Raw genomic sequence first — 16371 nt, 5'->3', positions numbered from 1 at the left:
TACTCTTTTGTATGTATTTATCAGCACAGACAAGTCCGGAGTGGACTTCCGGAAATGCGAAGAAATGGATGAAAAGTGCCGTTTGGTCCAATGGCTGGACTGTCTCTCCCCATAAATCAGTCAATGCTGTTGAATTTGCCTGCCAATATCATAAGAACAAGGATGTCTGGGATGCTGCATTCCGCTTTCTTGCCGAACATGATTTGGAAGCGCTGTCCATTGGCAACCATGTCATTCTGGAGGGGAAATGCTGGGCTACGGTCAGTGAATACATTCCCAAAGAGGTGGAGAAAGGGAATATTGAAAGCCACCTCCGTTTTGTCGACCTTCAGTATGTACTCTGGGGAAATGAAAAGATGGGGCTGGCAAGTGACGTCGAAGTACGCCAGGCGTATAATTCAAAAAAAGATGTTGCTTTTTATACCTCTTCCCGGATAAAACACTACTCTGCCGATGCCGGCAGTTTCTTCTTGTTTTTCCCTTCGGACATTCACCAGCCTTCTGTCCGGGGAAAGGGGGAACTTGTTAAAAGCAGGAAGATTGTGATTAAAATAGAATATGTAGATTAGTGTGTTTTGGGTTCTACTAAAAATACTATTTGTTTTTCAAATAAATTTCCTTTAAAATTTGTACTTTTGCCGACTGTTTAGAGAAATCAACGAAAACTTTAAAAAACGAAATAGAATGGCAGTAGAATTGAAAGACCTTACCAAACGTAGTGAGAACTATTCTCAGTGGTACAACGAGTTGGTGGTAAAAGCCGATTTGGCAGAACAATCGGCAGTACGCGGCTGTATGGTGATCAAGCCCTACGGATACGCTATCTGGGAGAAGATGCAACGTCAGTTGGACGATATGTTCAAGGAAACGGGACACGTCAACGCTTATTTCCCCTTGCTTATTCCGAAATCATTCCTCAGCCGTGAAGCGGAACATGTGGAAGGCTTTGCCAAAGAGTGTGCCGTCGTGACGCACTATCGTTTGAAGAACGATCCGAATGGCGGCGGTGTGGTGGTGGACCCTGCTGCAAAACTGGAAGAAGAGCTGATTATCCGCCCCACTTCCGAAACCATCATCTGGAACACCTACAAGAACTGGATTAATTCATACCGCGACCTGCCTATCTTGTGCAACCAGTGGGCAAACGTGTTCCGTTGGGAAATGCGTACCCGTCTGTTCCTCCGTACCGCCGAATTCCTCTGGCAGGAAGGACACACGGCACATGCCACTCGCGAGGAAGCCGAAGAAGAAGCGGTAAAGATGCTGAATGTATATGCCGAGTTTGCCGAAAAATACATGGCGGTGCCCGTGGTAAAGGGCGTGAAGTCTGCCAACGAGCGTTTTGCCGGTGCCCTCAACACCTACACCATCGAAGCGATGATGCAGGACGGAAAGGCTTTGCAGAGCGGTACTTCCCACTTCTTGGGACAGAACTTCGCCAAGGCGTTCGATGTACAGTTCGTCAATAAGGAGAACAAGCTGGAGTATGTTTGGGCTACCTCCTGGGGTGTTTCCACCCGTCTGATGGGAGCGCTTATCATGACGCATTCCGATGACAACGGTCTGGTACTTCCTCCGCACCTGGCTCCGATACAAGTAGTCATCGTACCTATCTACAAGAATGCGGAGATGCTGGCTAAGATTGACGAGAAAGTGGCAGGCATTGTTGCCAAGCTGAAGTCAATGGGTATTTCCGTGAAGTACGACAATGCCGACAACAAACGTCCGGGCTTCAAGTTTGCCGACTATGAGGTGAAGGGTGTTCCCGTTCGTCTGGTGATGGGTGGCCGCGACCTGGAGAACAATACAATGGAAATCATGCGTCGCGATACACTGGAGAAGGAGACGCGTTCCTGCGAGGGTATCGAAGAGTACGTGAAGGATTTGCTCGAGGACATTCAGGCAAATGTCTACAAGAAAGCGCTCGATTACCGTAACAGCCGCATCACCAGCGTGGACAGCTACGAGGAATTCAAGGAAAAGATTGAAGAAGGCGGCTTCATTCTGGCTCATTGGGACGGGACTACCGAAACCGAAGAGAAAATCAAGGAAGAGACCAAAGCAACCATCCGTTGTATTCCTTTCGATTCATTTGTTCCGGGTGACAAGGAACCGGGCAAGTGTATGGTTACCGGCAAGCCTTCTGCCTGCCGCGTGATTTTCGCACGTTCCTATTAATAATACCCACCCCGGATTACGCGGATTAACACAGATGATTTTAGGAGTTCTGATAATCAGAAACTTTTATCTGTGTCAATCCGCGTAATCCGGGGTGATTGTATATCTTGATACGTCCTCTCGGTTTTAAATTTATAGAGTTATCTCTCATCATGAATTGATGAACAGCTATTTATATTGCTTCAGAAATTCTGAGATTGTTTTACGTACAGTTTCCGGAGATTGTTTTGAATGAAGCATTGCTGCAATGACAATCCTATTCTCATCAATCAAATAATATATCACGTTAGGGGAAAGTTTTAAATGACGGACAGTAATGTTGTTAAATAGAGTAGAAAAATCACTGTCTATAATTCCTATATACGGATGTTTTGCTTAAAGATTTACTTTGTCTTGTATCTTTTGACGTGTTTTCTGTGCCGTCAACATGCCAAAATTATTCTCTACATAAATAAGTATCTCTAAAAAGTGCTCATAAGCCAACTTAGACCAGACTATTTCCATCCCATGCGTTCATTTATCATACTCTCTATTTGGGAGTTTGATATACAGTGTCCTGCTTTATTCTCTTCTAAGGCAAATAGAAGGGCTTCAGCCAAAGCATCTCGGGGAATACTGTTGATAAAGTCGTCCATCGGTATGGCTGATTGATGATAAGTTGCCATCATCGGTTCTTGTGCCGTTTGTTTGGGAGAGTCCTGCTCTTTATATGGTTTAATTTTACCCATTGCTTTTATTTTTAATCAAAGGTAAACTGAATAAATGAAAACTCCTAATATTCAATCCATTTATTTTCTACTGCATCAAAGCCAACCAATCTACATACTATTGTAACCTCCTTCACATCTCCTCGTAACAACTTTCCCTCATTTTTGCAGCGTAAAAAAAGAAGGAGGCCCGAATATGAAACTGAACAGAAATGACTATACCGTAGAGGCGGCAGCCGGCGGTGGTTTTTACGCTTATTTTATGAATAATGTGTTGTGCAGCGCCTACGGTGAAACGCCTGACGAAGCCTGCGAAAACCTGGAACAGATTGTTGACGACTTTGTCAGTGATATGTATATGGTCGAGGAATTTGTCTGATATTCCGGCATCATATGCCGACCGAATTATCCTTTTTACGTATTTATTCCATAAATTCTCTTGAAGTCATGTCTGCGCGATGCCGGTGTGACTTTTGTCATTTATAACCGAATTGTCACATTCTTCACATTCTGCCGTAACACGGAGGTGCGATATTTGCATCAACTAAATGCAACGTCATGTGCTGCATGTGTTTCAACATTAATTTGTAAATCATCAAGTCGTCCCAATGAAAGTCCTTTTTATCGTTCAAGGAGAAGGCCGCGGGCATCTGACCCAAGCCATAACAATGGAAGAGCTGCTGCGCCGCAACGGTCACGAGGTAGTGGAAGTGTTGGTGGGCAAAAGCAATTCGCGCTGTCTGCCCGGTTTCTTCAACCGCAGCATCCAAGCTCCGGTGAAACGTTTTCTCAGTCCCAATTTCCTGCCTACGCCTGCCAACAAGCGGGCAAGTCTTGCGCGTAGTGTGGCCTATAATCTCACCCGTCTGCCCGTCTATCTGAAAAGCATGCACTATATACACCGCCGCATCGAGGAGAGTGGTGCCGAACTGGTCATCAACTTCTACGAACTGCTCACGGGGATGACCTATCTCTTCTTCCGTCCTTCCGTTCCTCAAATAAGCGTCGGGCACCAGTACCTGTTCCTGCACCGCGATTTCGAGTTTCCCGGTAAGAACGGCTTCCATCTGTGGCTGCTCCGCCTTTTCACCCGCCTCACGTGCATAGGTGCCCGCGAAAAGCTCGCCCTTTCCTTCCGCGAGATGGAGGATGACGAAGAAGCGTATGTCCGCGTGGTTCCGCCATTGCTGCGGAGGGAGGTGCTGTCGTGCGAAGGTACGGAAGGGGATTATCTCCACGGATACATGGTAAACTCCGGTTTTGGCGAGAATATCCTCCACTGGCACAGTGCCCATCCGGAAATACCCCTCCACTTCTTCTGGGACAAGCAGGACGAAGCCGAGGTGTGCCGTGTGGACGACACCTTGAGTTTCCATCAGCTCGATGACGTCAAGTTCCTGCGCTACATGGCAGGCTGCAAGGCCTATGCCACCACTGCCGGCTTCGAGTCGGTCTGCGAGGCGATGTATCTGGGCAAGCCTTTGCTGATGGTTCCGGCGCATATCGAGCAGGACTGTAACGCCTACGATGCATTCCGTAGCGGTGCCGGTGTCATCTCCGAGGAGTTTGATTTGGAACGTCTGCTGGACTTCTCGGAGCATTTCCACCCGAACATGGCTTTCCGCTATTGGGTGCGTAGCTGCGACTGGCGTATCCTGCGCTGTATAGAGAGGGAAGAGAAAGAGGAAACCTTTTTCGGGGTTTCCTCTTCCTGCCGTCCTTTCTTTCCGGCGACTTAAATGTTCACGTTCATCGCATTGGCTCCCAATGCCCCTAAGATGGCAGAGGCTACTGCAATTACGACTTTCAGAATTTTATCCCAGATACTTTTTTTCATGCTATATACGTTTTAAAAGTTGAACATACGAATCGGTAGTAAAATCAGTCATACTTATCCCAACGGATTTTCGCCCTGGTCTCCGTCCGAACCGCCTCCGTCTCCCGAGCCGGAACCGCCGCCGGAGCTTCCTCCTTCACCGTCTCCCTTGTTCACCAATGCCTCCAGGTCGTAGAAGTCAATCTTCTGCCCGGCACGCGTGGCGGCGATGTCCGGTCTTACGGTGCTGGAAGGCCGGAAATTGATTTTCACCGCTTTGATGTTCTTGGCGGTGCACTCCTTTACATCCAGTACGCCTGCCGTACGCGCCGACAGGCTGAATACGCCGAAGTTCTTGATATTCACTGACTGGCCGCTGTAGAGGGTTGTTATCATGGCCTCCACAAAATTGGTCAATACACTCTGGATGTCTCCCAGTGTCAGCGAACTCTTCTCTTTCATCACATACGCAATGTCGTCCAGCGTCGCATTGTCGCCCAGTGTCACCAGCTGCGGGTAGAACTTTGCCACCGCATCTGCCTTTCGAGGATCTTTCCTCGCAATCTTCTTGAATGGTACTCCCATAAACAATTAAATAATTAAAAATTAACAATTAGAAATTAAAGTCCCGTATTGCAATACTCTTCTCTTTCTCCTTTAGGGGGGGAAGAGGGGTGCTGCAAAAGTACTTCTCCGGCTTTTTCTGCTCATGGCTTTCTTCGGGTTACGCCGTCTCTTTCCCGTTTCCTTTCTGTTCAGGAAAAGTTCTTCGTCCGATGCCCGTTTATGTCTGTATACGCTTGGTCATACCGCTGATATTCAGTATCTTTATGGTGTAATAATCAACCAATAACATAAGGAATGAAAACAGAAAAAGAAAAGAGGGAAGAGGAGGAGGAAGACCTTCGTCCGTTCCGCATCCACGCCTATTCGAAGGAGGAGCTTGCCATGCTCTACAACCCGACTTACTGCATCAGCAATGCCATCTATACCCTGGCGGCATGGATACGCCACAACAAGGCGCTGAAGGGTGAGCTGGAGAAGGTGGGTTACAACAAATACCGACGCACCTTCACTCCGCTGGAAGTGAAAGTGCTGGTGAAGTATCTGGGAGAACCCTGACAGGATGCCGGCCGGAAATAGGGAAGCCTTGTAAGGAAAACGCCAATATATGTAAAGCCCCGTAACAATATATGTTGTCATGCACAACAATATATGTTACGGGGCTTCTCTCTTCTCCTCGAATGCCGGTTACTGATATAGCTGGATGTCCACTACCTCATATTCGGTCGTCTCCTGCTCGTTGGTCCGTGTGCCGAATCCGTACTTTTCCAGTGCCTGCACCAGTACCAGCTGGGTGTGCGGGTTCACCTGCACCTTTCCGAATATGCTGAGCTTGGTCAGTATGACGCTGGCAGGGAGCCATTTTACCTGCAGGTCCTCGGGCAGCGGTTTGCGGAAGAAGACGAAGAGGTTCTCCTCCACGGGGTCTTTCATGCGGTGCCGTTCGTTGTGCTTGTTCAGCTGTTCTATCTCCTCGCCCTCGTACCAGTATCTGAAACCGCCTTTCAGCAGGGCGAGCGCCTGGGCGTAGATACCGGGATGGTTCACCGGGGTGTGGTAGTCTATGCCGGTGATGGTGATGGGGAGGAAACGCCGGTTTCCGCCGATGTCCTGCAGGCACTGCCGGTTGTTGGTGCTCGCGATGAAGGAGCAGTGGCGGGGCAGGGTGAAGGCTTCGATGTCGTAGGCCTTGCGCTGCGTCACGTTGTCCTGCGCGATGATTCGCTTCAATGCTGCCAGCTCGCCGGGCTTCACGCCTTCGAACTCCTCCATGTTGATGATGATTCGCGTGGCGAGCAGGCGGGCATCGTCCTTGTTGCTCGGGTCTATTATGCCGTTGTAGAAGTACTCTTTCCACTCGGGCGGCAGCAGGCGCCGAATCCAGCTGCTCTTTCCCTTTCCCTGCTCGCTGTAGAGGATGATGACGAGCTGGTTCATGTCCTCGTCGCTCAGTGCGCAGGCCACCAGGCCCACTATCCACCGTTTGAAGCCCTTCTGCCATAGCTCCCGGTTCTCGGTCGTCAGGGTGTCGGCAAGTTGGGCGATGTAGTCCGTCCCGTCCCAGGGGGGAAGCGCGTACAGATAGTCGGTGTAGGGGTTGAACTCCTTGGCGTAGTTGGAGTCTATCACGGCTCTGAGGAAATTCTGGTAGCAGGAGATGCCGGCCATCTGCAGGTCTACGAACATGGTGTTGTAGTCCTTTCCGCGCATGGGGCGGTAACCTTTTCCGGCATCTGCCGACGGGGTGTAGGGCATGAATTCGAGGCGGTCCAGGATGAGTTTTTTTACAATTTGAATTCCTCGGTCCGTTTTACTCCTTGGGATATAGCTCATTGAAGAGCTTATATATCTCATCCTCAATACAATCGGGGTTCAGCGTATTGCCGCTTCCGTCCGCGTCCATAAAGTTTACAAGCAGATGCAGCAGCTTGGCGAAGGGGCTTACCCCCTTCAGTCCGTGTTCCTTTTGGGGATTTATCAGCAGCGGGATGAAGGGTGTCAGGAAAGCCTTCCGCTCCTTGTATTCCACGGTTAACGACTTGTGTTCTACCATAGAAAGCAGGTCGATAGCCACTTGCACCTCTTTGCTCTCTTTGGTGTACAGCACTTGGTAATCTCTCCCTTTGATTTGCATCACGCTAATTGGCGTTTTTTTGTTCTCATAATTACAATTTGAAAATCTAATTTTATATTAAGTTAGTAAATCGGTTGCAAAATTAACAAAAAAAAGAACCGGTGCATTATGCATTACACGGATTGGCACGGATTTTTGTAGTTTTTGTGCGTATCACTTTTGTGTATGTACGTGCGTATCATCCTTATTGTGTTTCCGTGAGTATCCGTCACTCAGAACGTAGCGAAGAATTCTTCTCTGTGCTCCTCTGTGCCAATCTGTGTAATCTGTGGTGCCCCTCTCCGTGAACTAGTGAAGCGTGTGTGTAGTCTGTATGTATAGGGTGAGGTACCGGAACCTATGGTTATATATGTAACACACTCTTTCTTTAAAAAAATAAGAAATGACGCGCGTGCGCGTGTATCTTACCTAATGAGCGTAATTATTTGATATATAGTGCGATGATACCTGCATTAAAAAAGATTATCATTTTATCAATCAGAATATTTTGTACTTTCATTTCTTGACATTACCTTTGCGTTCATTAAACGGAGCGTGTCATAAAACATTTTTTTTATTATAAACCTTTCGTTTATAACAGCTTATCGCAAGATAGCTTGAATATAACTATTTCGTCGCCTTCCTTCCGAGATGGTGGAGGGTTTTGAAATAAAATGAATGCACATAGTCTATTTAAAGTAACCGCATTACATTACTTGACCGGGAGGTACTTCGCTACTCCGGTGTCCCCCAATCATATTTTTTTGTGAACGAGAATGCAGAAATGCACTGGTATGCAGTGCGTGTCACCTATAGCCGAGAGCTTTTTTTCAAGGAATACCTGGATGCAGAGGGCATTGAAAACTATATACCCATGCGCTATGAGTATGTCGTGAGGAAAGAGCGCCGCTTGCGCAAGCTTGTTCCTGCGGTCCATAACCTGGTCTTCGTCCGCTCCACCCGTGAGCGTATGGACGAAATAAAGAACCAACCGGGCATGAACATCCCCATCCGCTATATCATGGACCGCGAAACCCGCCAGCCCATCGTCATCCCGGACTCGCAGATGCGCAGCTTCATCGCCGTGTCTGGCACCTACGACCAAGCTGTGCTCTATCTTGAACCCACCGAGCTGAACCTCTCCCAAGGAACCCGGGTACGTATCACCGGCGGCATCTTCGAAGGAGTGGAAGGGGTGTTTGTGCGTGTGCGCCATGATAGGAGGGTGGTGGTGAACATCGAGGGGGTGATGGCGGTGGCGACGACGTTTGTGCATGCGTCGCTGGTGGAGGAGATAGGAGAAGGGTAGAAGGGAAAACAGATTGTGTTTTTGAGTTTTTTCTTTTTTTTGTTGAAGAATAATATCCATTGGAGTAATGATTTTTTGTTAAGAATAAAGATAATACTTGTTATAGCTCGTATTGGGATCCTTATTTTTGTTTTTTTAGATAGAAATTTCGACAATATGTAAAGGAAAGCGAAGCTCTACTTAAAATAAATAGATGTAATTCGTTTACGTAAACTGTTTTCTAGCATCATGTTTTGCAATATGTAAATATTCCCATATAATGTATTTTTGCTTCTAATAGCAATAATTTCGGTAAGAATCATAATAGATGTCTGCATGAGTAAAATCCGACCTCTTGTATAGAAAAAAAATCGCTCCCGAAGAGGAGCGATTAATGTGGTCATTGTACACCACACATTGATATCACTGAAGGATAAACAGGATATCAATATTCGACTACTTGAATCTTCTGTCCATAATGATAGGAATCAGTACTAATATATTAAAATCAAGTGTTATTTTTTTATTTAAAGGGAAATTATTAAATGGTGTTTTCTTCTATACAATACGTCAAAATTGGACGCTTATATATTTTATCTGTTTTTGACATGAAGTAATGGGCATTGTTGACTTATAATGTCAAAAATGGAATATTGATAAATGGTGTTATTTATTCCATATAAAATAGATATTCCAATGAAAAATCCTAAAATTATTGCAGAAATTGGTTGTAATCACAAAGGTGATATGTTAATCGCAAAAGAGTTAATCAAAACAGCTGCAACTTATTGTAACGCTGATGTCGTGAAATTTCAGAAGCGATGTAATCGAGAACTTCTCACTTTTGAAGAATATAATTCCCCTCATCCTCATCCTGAGAATTCTTATGGCGATACTTATGGTAAACATCGTGAATTTCTTGAATTTACGATTGACCAACACCGCCAATTGCAAGAGTGGTGTAATGAATATGGTATTGAATACTCTACCTCAGTATGGGATGTTACATCAGCGAAGGAAATCTGTTCTTTAAAGCCTAATTTAATAAAAGTTCCATCCGCTTGTAATCTAAATAGAGATTTACTTGAATATCTATGTGAGCATTTTGAAGGAGAAATTCATCTTTCTTTTGGAATGACTACTCATGATGAAGAAGAAAAGATTATACGTTTTTTTGAATCGAAAGGACGAAATAAAGATCTTGTAATTTATGATTGTACATCTGGTTATCCTGTGCCTTTTGAAGATATATGTTTACTTGAATTAACTCGTTTACGTGAATTGTATGCTGACCGGATAAAAGCTATCGGATTTTCGGGACATCATTTAGGAATTGCTGTGGATTCGGCTGCTGTTGCATTAGGTGCAGAATGGATTGAACGGCATTATACGCTTGACCGTACTTGGAAAGGAACAGACCATGCAGCTTCATTAGAACCTGATGGCGTAAGAAAACTTGTACGTGATTGTAAGGCAGTTGCTAAATCTCTGACTTATAAAAAAGAGGAAATTTTGGATATTGAAAAGATTCAGCGTGATAAATTGAAAAAGCACCAAGTAAAATGGTAATTCTAGAATAAAAAATGAAAACGATAGCATTTATACCGGTAAGAGGAGGGAGTAAATCTATCCCTCTTAAAAACATAAAACTTTTTTGTGGTAAACCTCTGGTCTGTTGGAATATTGAGGCCTTGGAGAACTGTTCTCTGGTAGATGAAATAGTAATAGCTACTGATAGTGATGAAATAGAATGCGCAGTAGTGGCACAATCATATAAAAAAACAGTAATTTATCGTCGTTTAGCTGAAAATGCTTCTGATACAGCTACTACAGAGAGTGTAATGCTTGAATACATTAAATTGGCTAAGCTCAATGAACTTGACGTTTTTATGCTAGTTCAAGCGACCTCACCTTTAACTGGAACTCTCCATTTTACAGAAGCTCTTTCTATATATAAGCAAGGTAAATATGATTCTATGTTGACTTGTGTCCGTAATTATCGTTTTTTTTGGAATGAGGATGGTACCCCTTTAAATTATGATTACCATAAACGTCCCCGCCGTCAAAATTTCTCGGGTATGTTGATGGAAAATGGTGCATTTTATATTAATACCATAAAGAATATTTTAGAAAAAGGTAATCGTTTGAGTGGAAATATTGGTATATATGAAATGCCAGAATATACAGCTTTTGAAGTTGATGAACCTGACGATTGGATTATTTTAGAAAAATTGATGCAAAAGCATATACTTTCACGAATCGAAAGGCCAAGAAAAATCAAATTGTTCATTAGTGATGTAGATGGTACGTTGACAGATGGAGGGATGTATTATGCTGAACCAGGATATGAACTCAAAAAATTCAATACTCGTGATGGAATGGGCTTTCAGCTTTTGCGTGAGGCAGGTATTAAAACTGGTATCATAACTAGTGAAAATACTCGGATGGTAGAAGATAGAGCTAACAAGTTGAAAATAGATTATTTAATTCAAGGTAAACATGGGGAGGGTAAGTTAGAGGCTGCTATGGGTATTTGTGAACAAGAAGGTATATCGCTTGATGAAGTGGCTTATATAGGCGATGATATAAATTGTTGCAAATTACTTAATGCTGTAGGTATAAAGGCTTGTCCTGCTGATGCTTGTGAAAAGGTAAAGCAAATTGATGATATTCTTTTAATGAATAAAAAGGGAGGCGAAGGGTGTGTGAGAGAATTTGCAGAAAAGATAATTGATTTTCTTAAAAAGGAGTGAATTTTTAATTTCATTTTCGAATGGATTATTTGGAAGATAAAAAACTGCTAGAGTTACGTTTTAGTAATGGAATGATGATCTTACCATTTGTGCGATATAAATTGTTATGCAGTAAGAATCAAGATAATACTTCATCCTCTAGTAGAAATCCAGTGTCTAAACCTACTATTTTTTTTAGATTATTTAGTAATCTAATCCGAATAAGAGTAAAGAAGAAAAAACTTGTATTTTTCTCTTCTACTCTTTTTAATGTAGAAGTAGAAGGCGAAAAAGGGATTTATTATAATTCAATGGATGGTTACTATTATGATCTATTTCCTGAGGATAGTCTATTGATTGAAGATGCTGATGAAGAATTTAAATGGCGTGCCAAAAATTCTTATAAGTCAATGTCATTTATAAGAACTTATTTGCTGTTTTTGTCTTTTACACTTAGTCGTGTTTTTAATAAGATTAAACCTATAAGGAGAATAGACTTTGATTATATAATTAAAAATTATCCTGAACTTTATACAATTGAAGAGTTAGGGCGTTTGGATTATTTTCATCGCATATATTATTCTTTGATAAAATGGGTCTTAAAAAAGACACAATGCAATTTGATTGCTGTAAACTGTGGTTCGTACGGTGAAACTTATGCTCCTCTAATCAAGGCTGCTCACGATTTAGGTATTAAAGTAATAGAAATGCAACATGGTGCTATTTTGCAATCTCATTTAGGCTATCATGCAGATGATTTTATTGTAAATCATGATGAATATGCAACTTATCTTCCTGATATTTTATATAGCTTTGGTGACTATTGGAAACAATATATAGATTGGAAGTATGAGATTATTTCGGTTGGCAGTCCTCATCTGAATCGGTATATTAAGCAATATGCCAGTGAGGAAGTGATTAATGATTTTTTAATAATTTCACAACCTTCCATTCGAGAACATGTGTTGTCTTTCGCAAAAGATTTGGCGTCTTTTTATCCGGAAAAGAAGATTGTGCTTAGATTACATCCTCGTGATGTCATCCAGTTCTATCAAGAGATTATAGATGAATATTCCAATCTTTCGTTATCATTTTCAGAAATAAATCTTTATAAGGATATTTCGCAGTCGCATTACATTGTGGGTGGCTATTCTACGTGTTTATTTGAAGCTATGGCTTTTCATAAAAAGATTATCATTATAGACATTCCCATCGTGCGCAAATATTTTCCTGCAGATGTAGGTGTTTGGGTGAAGTCTGCGATAGAATTAGAGATGTTGGATAGAGATAATTGGAATACCATAGATTCAAGTCAATTATGGGCTGATGGATTTGAAGAGAAAGTGAAGCAAAGGTTAAAGGGGTATACCAAATAACATGACTGTAAATAAAATACTGAAAAATTCATCTTTATATACTTTTTGTGCACTATTGCAAAAAGGCACTGGTTTTTTGCTATTGCCAATTTACACAACTTATTTAAAGCCGGAAGATTATGGTATAATGAATTTGATAACATCTATAACGGGTTTCCTTTCTATTTTATTTCTTGTTTCTCTTCATGCTGCTGCTGCCCGTTTTCATTTTAAATATGTTACATCTAAAGGTCAAGCTATAGTGTGGGGAACTATTTTGCTAATGGTACTTTTTAATTCCGCATTCTGGGGATTGATTTGTATCATTTTCCATGATGCCCTTCTGGTTCCTTTGGCAGAAGGAATACCTTTTTATCCTTTGTTGCTTCTTGCCATATTAGGGACAATGCTTAGTCCTTTGTATTTGTTTTATCAGCAATGGCTTCAATGTACACAAGATGGCTTAAGATATACATTAAATTTGATGTGTAATTTTCTATTGCAAGTCTTTTTAAATTTACTCATGTTGATGGTATTTCATCAAGGTGTATTAGGTATAATTATATCCTCATTCATAGTATCAATGATTTTCTTTATATATTCTATGATTAGTTTTTTACCTCATATTACATTGTGTATTAATAAAGAAATATCAGTTGCTGCTTTTAAATACTCGCTGCCATTGATTCCCCATTCTGTTTCAGGATATTTATCTGTCATGTTAGATCGCATATTATTGAATAAGCTTATTGGTATTCAGCAAGTGGGCTTGTATGGCGTAGCTAATCAATTTGGCAATATTCTTAACTTATTTACTTCGAGTATTAATCAAGCTTTTACTCCTTGGCTTTACCAAAAGTTGGAGAAAGAAAATGAATCATCAAATTATAAATCAATATATAAATTTGCCGAAATTTCCAATGTACTGTGTTGTTTTGTTGCTTTGGTTATCACTTTCTTTTCGCCTGAATTCATACGGCTCATGACCACAGACGAATTTTATTCATCTTGGCAACCGATTGTATTTATTACATTTGGGTATGTTTTAAATGGACTATATTTCTTTTTTTCCAAATCTCTATTTTTCTCCTATACTAAATATGTAATGATTATAAGCCTCTCCACAGTCTTATTGAATTTTGTATTTAATATGATTCTTATTCCTAATTATGGCTATCTAGGGGCAGGTGTTGCATTTTTGCTATCTCAATTTGTAAGTTCAGTTATCTCATTGCTTTTGTCAATGAAGTTAGTTCCTTATCTTAGATATTATTGGAAAAAAATGTATTTTTTTTGTTTCATTTTTTTTCTATTGTGTATTTCAATTTTTTTCTTTCAGTTAGTAGATGATTTGTGGTATAGATTGATACTGAAAATTGCTTTCATGCTAAGTGTGTTAGGGTGTGTCTCTTATATTTATAGGCATAGTTTGCGTTTATTCAAAAATCAAATATTAAATAAGAATAAGTATATATGATTGTACGTTATTTATCCGAGGATGATTATGAAGTATGGAACCATTTTGTCGACCAATCGCCTCAAGGTTTTTTGTGGGATTATTCTTGGTGGCTTGATGCAATAACAGATTCGGATTTTAAAATTTGTGCGCTTTTTGATGAAGATAATCTTATTGTTGCAGGTTTAGCTCTTCCGTATTTTTCATCGGGGAATATTCATCAGCCCCCATTGACGCAATCATTAGGTATGTTGTATGAAGATATGAGTAAACGTAATAATATGCGTTTACAAAAGCAGCTTACTAATCAAAAAGAATATTCTAATCAAATCATAGAATTCGTTATGAAGGATATAAAACGATTTTCTATGCATTTCAACTACAATTATGATTATTGGTTGCCTTTGTATTGGAAAAAATTTACTCAAACTACTTTGTATACTTATGTGATAGACTATTCTAACTATGTGCTTGAAGAGGAATTTAAACGGTTTAGTAAAGGACATAAATGGATCTTGAATAAAGTCGAGAAGAAGTCTGATTTGCAGGTTGTAAAGACTGATGATGTGGAAGAGTATCTTGTAGAGTCTGATAAAACTTATTTGCGTCAGGGACTAAAGAAACCTTATTTTAATGATACAGTCCGGAAATTATATAAGGAAGTTATGAAAAGAGGTATGGGGACGATATTGAAAATAGTGGATTCTCAAAATCAGATACATGCAATAACATTTTATCTTCATAACCAAAAAGAAGTATATTATTGGCTGGGAGCCAGCGATGAAAAACTACGTGATAGTGGGGGACATACTTATCTTACATGGTATGCAATACGTTATTTTTCGTCAAAAGTACACTTTTTTAATTTTGGAGGTTCAATGATAGAGCATGTAGAACGAAACTTTAGAAATTTCAGTTCTAAGCCTCGTCAATATTTTAAATTACAATATGGTTATGATACTACTTGGCAATATGCGAAAAATTTGATAAATAAAATGCTTGGAAGAATATGATAGCACGTTCTAAACCCAATGTAGATTATAATTTTTTGTGGGAGTGTATTTGTGGAAAAGGACAACAAATTGATAATACTATATCTAATAGTTTTTTTTTTAATAGTGGAGCTTCTTCCTTGCTTTTCTTTTTGAATTTATTTGGAACTAAAAAGCGTGTAGGGTTGCAAGTTTTTACATGTTCTACTGTTCTTGATGTAATACAAATGGCCGAGGATAGGGTTGTATTAATGGATATTGATAAAGACTATTTTACTACAACTTATGACATTGTAGAGAAACATATTGATTCGATAGATATTCTTATTCTTTCTCATCTTTTTGGCATTCCCAACCCGGATTATTTGCGTATAAAACAACTCTGTCAATTAAGAGGAGTAGTCTTGATAGATGATTTATGTCAGACTTTTCATGCTAAAATAGGTGGATATTTTTTAGAGGATTTGTCAGATAATTATTTTTATAGTTTCTTTTATGACAAGCCAATTTCAGCTACTTCTGGGGGGATGTTAAAGTTGTCAGATGATTTATATACAAAAGCTTTTGATGTTTATAATGCTTTAGAGAAAGAATCTGATAGTCGTGGAAAGTTGTTATTACGGAAATTATTTTGGATGAGTTACTTGTTGGAACCTCAGTATTATAAATATGATTTTCGTAATAATTCTTTGTGGAATGAAGTATTATTAGGATATTATCCTTTATCATGCCCCCTTCTTTTATTAAGGGCATTGCTTTATTCTATTGTGGGAAGAGTTTTTTGTAAACTCCATTTGGTTGTTAAACATGAATATAAAATAAAGCGCATGTCTGATTTGCAAAAGCAATATGTATTACATATGATTGACAGATTCAATAATAACAATAAAAATTTGATTGCTTATTGCAGAAAAAATCATTTGCATTTACCTTTATATATGTGCAATTCTTTGATAGAATGCTCCTTAGCAAAACGTGGAATTCTTCATGATGGGCCAACTATAAATAAAGAGAATGTAGAAGTTGCTCTATATAATTGGCCATATCTTATTGACTCTGACAATAATTATCCTATAGCAGATTCGGTAATAAAAGAATATGTAAATATACCGATTTGGAGTGATGAGTTTTAATGAGTCTGTATGATTGTATGTTATTATAAATCAATAA

Annotated in this window: 16 protein-coding genes and 1 pseudogene; 12 read left to right on the top strand and 5 right to left on the bottom strand. The window is 40.5% G+C overall.

The window, feature by feature from the left end:
• Positions 1-11 precede the first annotated feature (11 nt).
• Both DW896_RS01215 and proS read left to right on the top strand, forming a co-directional pair.
• Positions 12-569: a YhcH/YjgK/YiaL family protein gene (locus DW896_RS01215; RefSeq protein WP_005829228.1), complete on the top strand. Its 558-nt coding sequence runs from the start codon at positions 12-14 to the stop codon at positions 567-569.
• A gap of 115 nt (positions 570-684) precedes the next feature.
• Positions 685-2178: a proline--tRNA ligase gene (proS, locus tag DW896_RS01210; RefSeq protein ID WP_005829226.1), complete on the top strand. Its 1494-nt coding sequence runs from the start codon at positions 685-687 to the stop codon at positions 2176-2178.
• 494 nt (positions 2179-2672) lie between these two features.
• Here proS and DW896_RS01200 read toward each other — a convergent pair whose 3' ends face one another.
• Entirely contained in the window at positions 2673-2906 is a 234-nt protein-coding gene (locus tag DW896_RS01200) for a hypothetical protein (protein ID WP_008663499.1), read from the bottom strand.
• Between the two features lie 175 nt (positions 2907-3081).
• On the opposite strand from DW896_RS01200, the gene DW896_RS01195 reads away from it, so the two are divergent.
• Both DW896_RS01195 and DW896_RS01190 read left to right on the top strand, forming a co-directional pair.
• Entirely contained in the window at positions 3082-3264 is a 183-nt protein-coding gene (locus DW896_RS01195; protein WP_005829223.1) for a hypothetical protein, read from the top strand.
• A gap of 229 nt (positions 3265-3493) precedes the next feature.
• Positions 3494-4624 carry a glycosyltransferase family protein gene (locus tag DW896_RS01190; protein ID WP_005836959.1) on the top strand — a complete coding sequence of 377 codons (1131 nt, stop codon included), beginning with the start codon at positions 3494-3496 and terminating at the stop codon, positions 4622-4624.
• Here the strand turns inward: DW896_RS01190 and DW896_RS21395 are convergent.
• Both DW896_RS21395 and DW896_RS01185 read right to left on the bottom strand, forming a co-directional pair.
• Entirely contained in the window at positions 4621-4722 is a 102-nt protein-coding gene (locus DW896_RS21395; RefSeq protein WP_005836960.1) for a smalltalk protein, read from the bottom strand. The two genes, DW896_RS01190 and DW896_RS21395, sit on opposite strands and share 4 nt — an antisense overlap.
• A gap of 54 nt (positions 4723-4776) precedes the next feature.
• A complete protein-coding gene (locus tag DW896_RS01185; protein ID WP_005829218.1) occupies positions 4777-5286 on the bottom strand; it encodes an HU family DNA-binding protein in 510 nt (169 codons plus the stop codon).
• Between the two features lie 276 nt (positions 5287-5562).
• Between DW896_RS01185 and DW896_RS01180 the strand changes: the two genes are divergently transcribed.
• Complete coding sequence (locus tag DW896_RS01180) at positions 5563-5823, top strand: DUF4248 domain-containing protein (protein ID WP_005829216.1); 261 nt, start codon at positions 5563-5565, stop codon at positions 5821-5823.
• Positions 5824-5952: 129 nt separating this feature from the next.
• On the opposite strand, the pseudogene DW896_RS01175 reads toward DW896_RS01180, so the two are convergent.
• Together DW896_RS01175 and DW896_RS01170 are read right to left on the bottom strand one after the other, a co-directional pair.
• A pseudogene (locus DW896_RS01175) lies at positions 5953-7056 on the bottom strand (VapE domain-containing protein); the annotation flags it as partial.
• 19 nt (positions 7057-7075) lie between these two features.
• The gene (locus tag DW896_RS01170; protein ID WP_005829213.1) at positions 7076-7399 is read right to left on the bottom strand and encodes a hypothetical protein; all 324 of its coding nucleotides are present in this window, start codon (positions 7397-7399) and stop codon (positions 7076-7078) included.
• A gap of 763 nt (positions 7400-8162) precedes the next feature.
• Here DW896_RS01170 and DW896_RS01160 point away from each other — a divergent pair.
• The 7 genes from DW896_RS01160 to DW896_RS01130 all read left to right on the top strand — a co-directional run bounded on the left by DW896_RS01160 (position 8163) and on the right by DW896_RS01130 (position 16334).
• Complete coding sequence (locus DW896_RS01160) at positions 8163-8687, top strand: UpxY family transcription antiterminator (protein WP_119992730.1); 525 nt, start codon at positions 8163-8165, stop codon at positions 8685-8687.
• A 675-nt stretch (positions 8688-9362) separates the two neighbouring features.
• Complete coding sequence (locus tag DW896_RS01155) at positions 9363-10235, top strand: N-acetylneuraminate synthase family protein (protein ID WP_009038513.1); 873 nt, start codon at positions 9363-9365, stop codon at positions 10233-10235.
• Positions 10236-10249: 14 nt separating this feature from the next.
• Positions 10250-11419 carry an acylneuraminate cytidylyltransferase gene (locus DW896_RS01150; RefSeq protein WP_009038512.1) on the top strand — a complete coding sequence of 390 codons (1170 nt, stop codon included), beginning with the start codon at positions 10250-10252 and terminating at the stop codon, positions 11417-11419.
• 20 nt (positions 11420-11439) lie between these two features.
• Positions 11440-12774 (top strand): hypothetical protein, encoded by a 1335-nt coding sequence (locus DW896_RS01145; RefSeq protein ID WP_009038511.1) that lies wholly within the window; start codon positions 11440-11442, stop codon positions 12772-12774.
• Between the two features lies 1 nt (position 12775).
• Complete coding sequence (locus DW896_RS01140) at positions 12776-14230, top strand: lipopolysaccharide biosynthesis protein (protein WP_009038510.1); 1455 nt, start codon at positions 12776-12778, stop codon at positions 14228-14230.
• Complete coding sequence (locus DW896_RS01135; protein WP_009038509.1) at positions 14227-15222, top strand: GNAT family N-acetyltransferase; 996 nt, start codon at positions 14227-14229, stop codon at positions 15220-15222. Before DW896_RS01140 ends, DW896_RS01135 begins: the two co-directional genes overlap by 4 nt.
• Positions 15219-16334, top strand: a complete 1116-nt coding sequence (locus DW896_RS01130) for a DegT/DnrJ/EryC1/StrS family aminotransferase (RefSeq protein ID WP_009038508.1) — start codon at positions 15219-15221, stop codon at positions 16332-16334. The genes DW896_RS01135 and DW896_RS01130 overlap by 4 nt, the downstream gene beginning before the upstream one ends.
• Positions 16335-16371: the final 37 nt, after the last annotated feature.

Source organism: Bacteroides sp. AM41-16 (assembly GCF_003603495.1).
GTDB lineage: Bacteria > Bacteroidota > Bacteroidia > Bacteroidales > Bacteroidaceae > Bacteroides > Bacteroides uniformis.
Note: the sequence above shows the minus strand (reverse complement) of the source record. Positions and strands in the feature narration are given on the sequence as shown.

Bases quoted from the DNA above. Each gene is read 5' to 3' on its own strand.
- DW896_RS01160 (WP_119992730.1), top strand. From the start codon at position 8,163: ATGCACTGGTATGCAGTGCGTGTCACCTATAGCCGAGAGCTTTTTTTC.
- DW896_RS21395 (WP_005836960.1), bottom strand. From the start codon at position 4,722: ATGAAAAAAAGTATCTGGGATAAAATTCTGAAAGTCGTAATTGCAGTA.
- DW896_RS01190 (WP_005836959.1), top strand. From the start codon at position 3,494: ATGAAAGTCCTTTTTATCGTTCAAGGAGAAGGCCGCGGGCATCTGACC.
- DW896_RS01140 (WP_009038510.1), top strand. From the start codon at position 12,776: ATGACTGTAAATAAAATACTGAAAAATTCATCTTTATATACTTTTTGT.
- DW896_RS01135 (WP_009038509.1), top strand. From the start codon at position 14,227: ATGATTGTACGTTATTTATCCGAGGATGATTATGAAGTATGGAACCAT.
- DW896_RS01130 (WP_009038508.1), top strand. From the start codon at position 15,219: ATGATAGCACGTTCTAAACCCAATGTAGATTATAATTTTTTGTGGGAG.
- DW896_RS01185 (WP_005829218.1), bottom strand. From the start codon at position 5,286: ATGGGAGTACCATTCAAGAAGATTGCGAGGAAAGATCCTCGAAAGGCA.
- DW896_RS01155 (WP_009038513.1), top strand. From the start codon at position 9,363: ATGAAAAATCCTAAAATTATTGCAGAAATTGGTTGTAATCACAAAGGT.
- DW896_RS01215 (WP_005829228.1), top strand. From the start codon at position 12: ATGTATTTATCAGCACAGACAAGTCCGGAGTGGACTTCCGGAAATGCG.
- DW896_RS01170 (WP_005829213.1), bottom strand. From the start codon at position 7,399: ATGCAAATCAAAGGGAGAGATTACCAAGTGCTGTACACCAAAGAGAGC.
- DW896_RS01145 (WP_009038511.1), top strand. From the start codon at position 11,440: ATGGATTATTTGGAAGATAAAAAACTGCTAGAGTTACGTTTTAGTAAT.
- DW896_RS01200 (WP_008663499.1), bottom strand. From the start codon at position 2,906: ATGGGTAAAATTAAACCATATAAAGAGCAGGACTCTCCCAAACAAACG.
- DW896_RS01150 (WP_009038512.1), top strand. From the start codon at position 10,250: ATGAAAACGATAGCATTTATACCGGTAAGAGGAGGGAGTAAATCTATC.
- DW896_RS01180 (WP_005829216.1), top strand. From the start codon at position 5,563: ATGAAAACAGAAAAAGAAAAGAGGGAAGAGGAGGAGGAAGACCTTCGT.
- DW896_RS01195 (WP_005829223.1), top strand. From the start codon at position 3,082: ATGAAACTGAACAGAAATGACTATACCGTAGAGGCGGCAGCCGGCGGT.
- proS (WP_005829226.1), top strand. From the start codon at position 685: ATGGCAGTAGAATTGAAAGACCTTACCAAACGTAGTGAGAACTATTCT.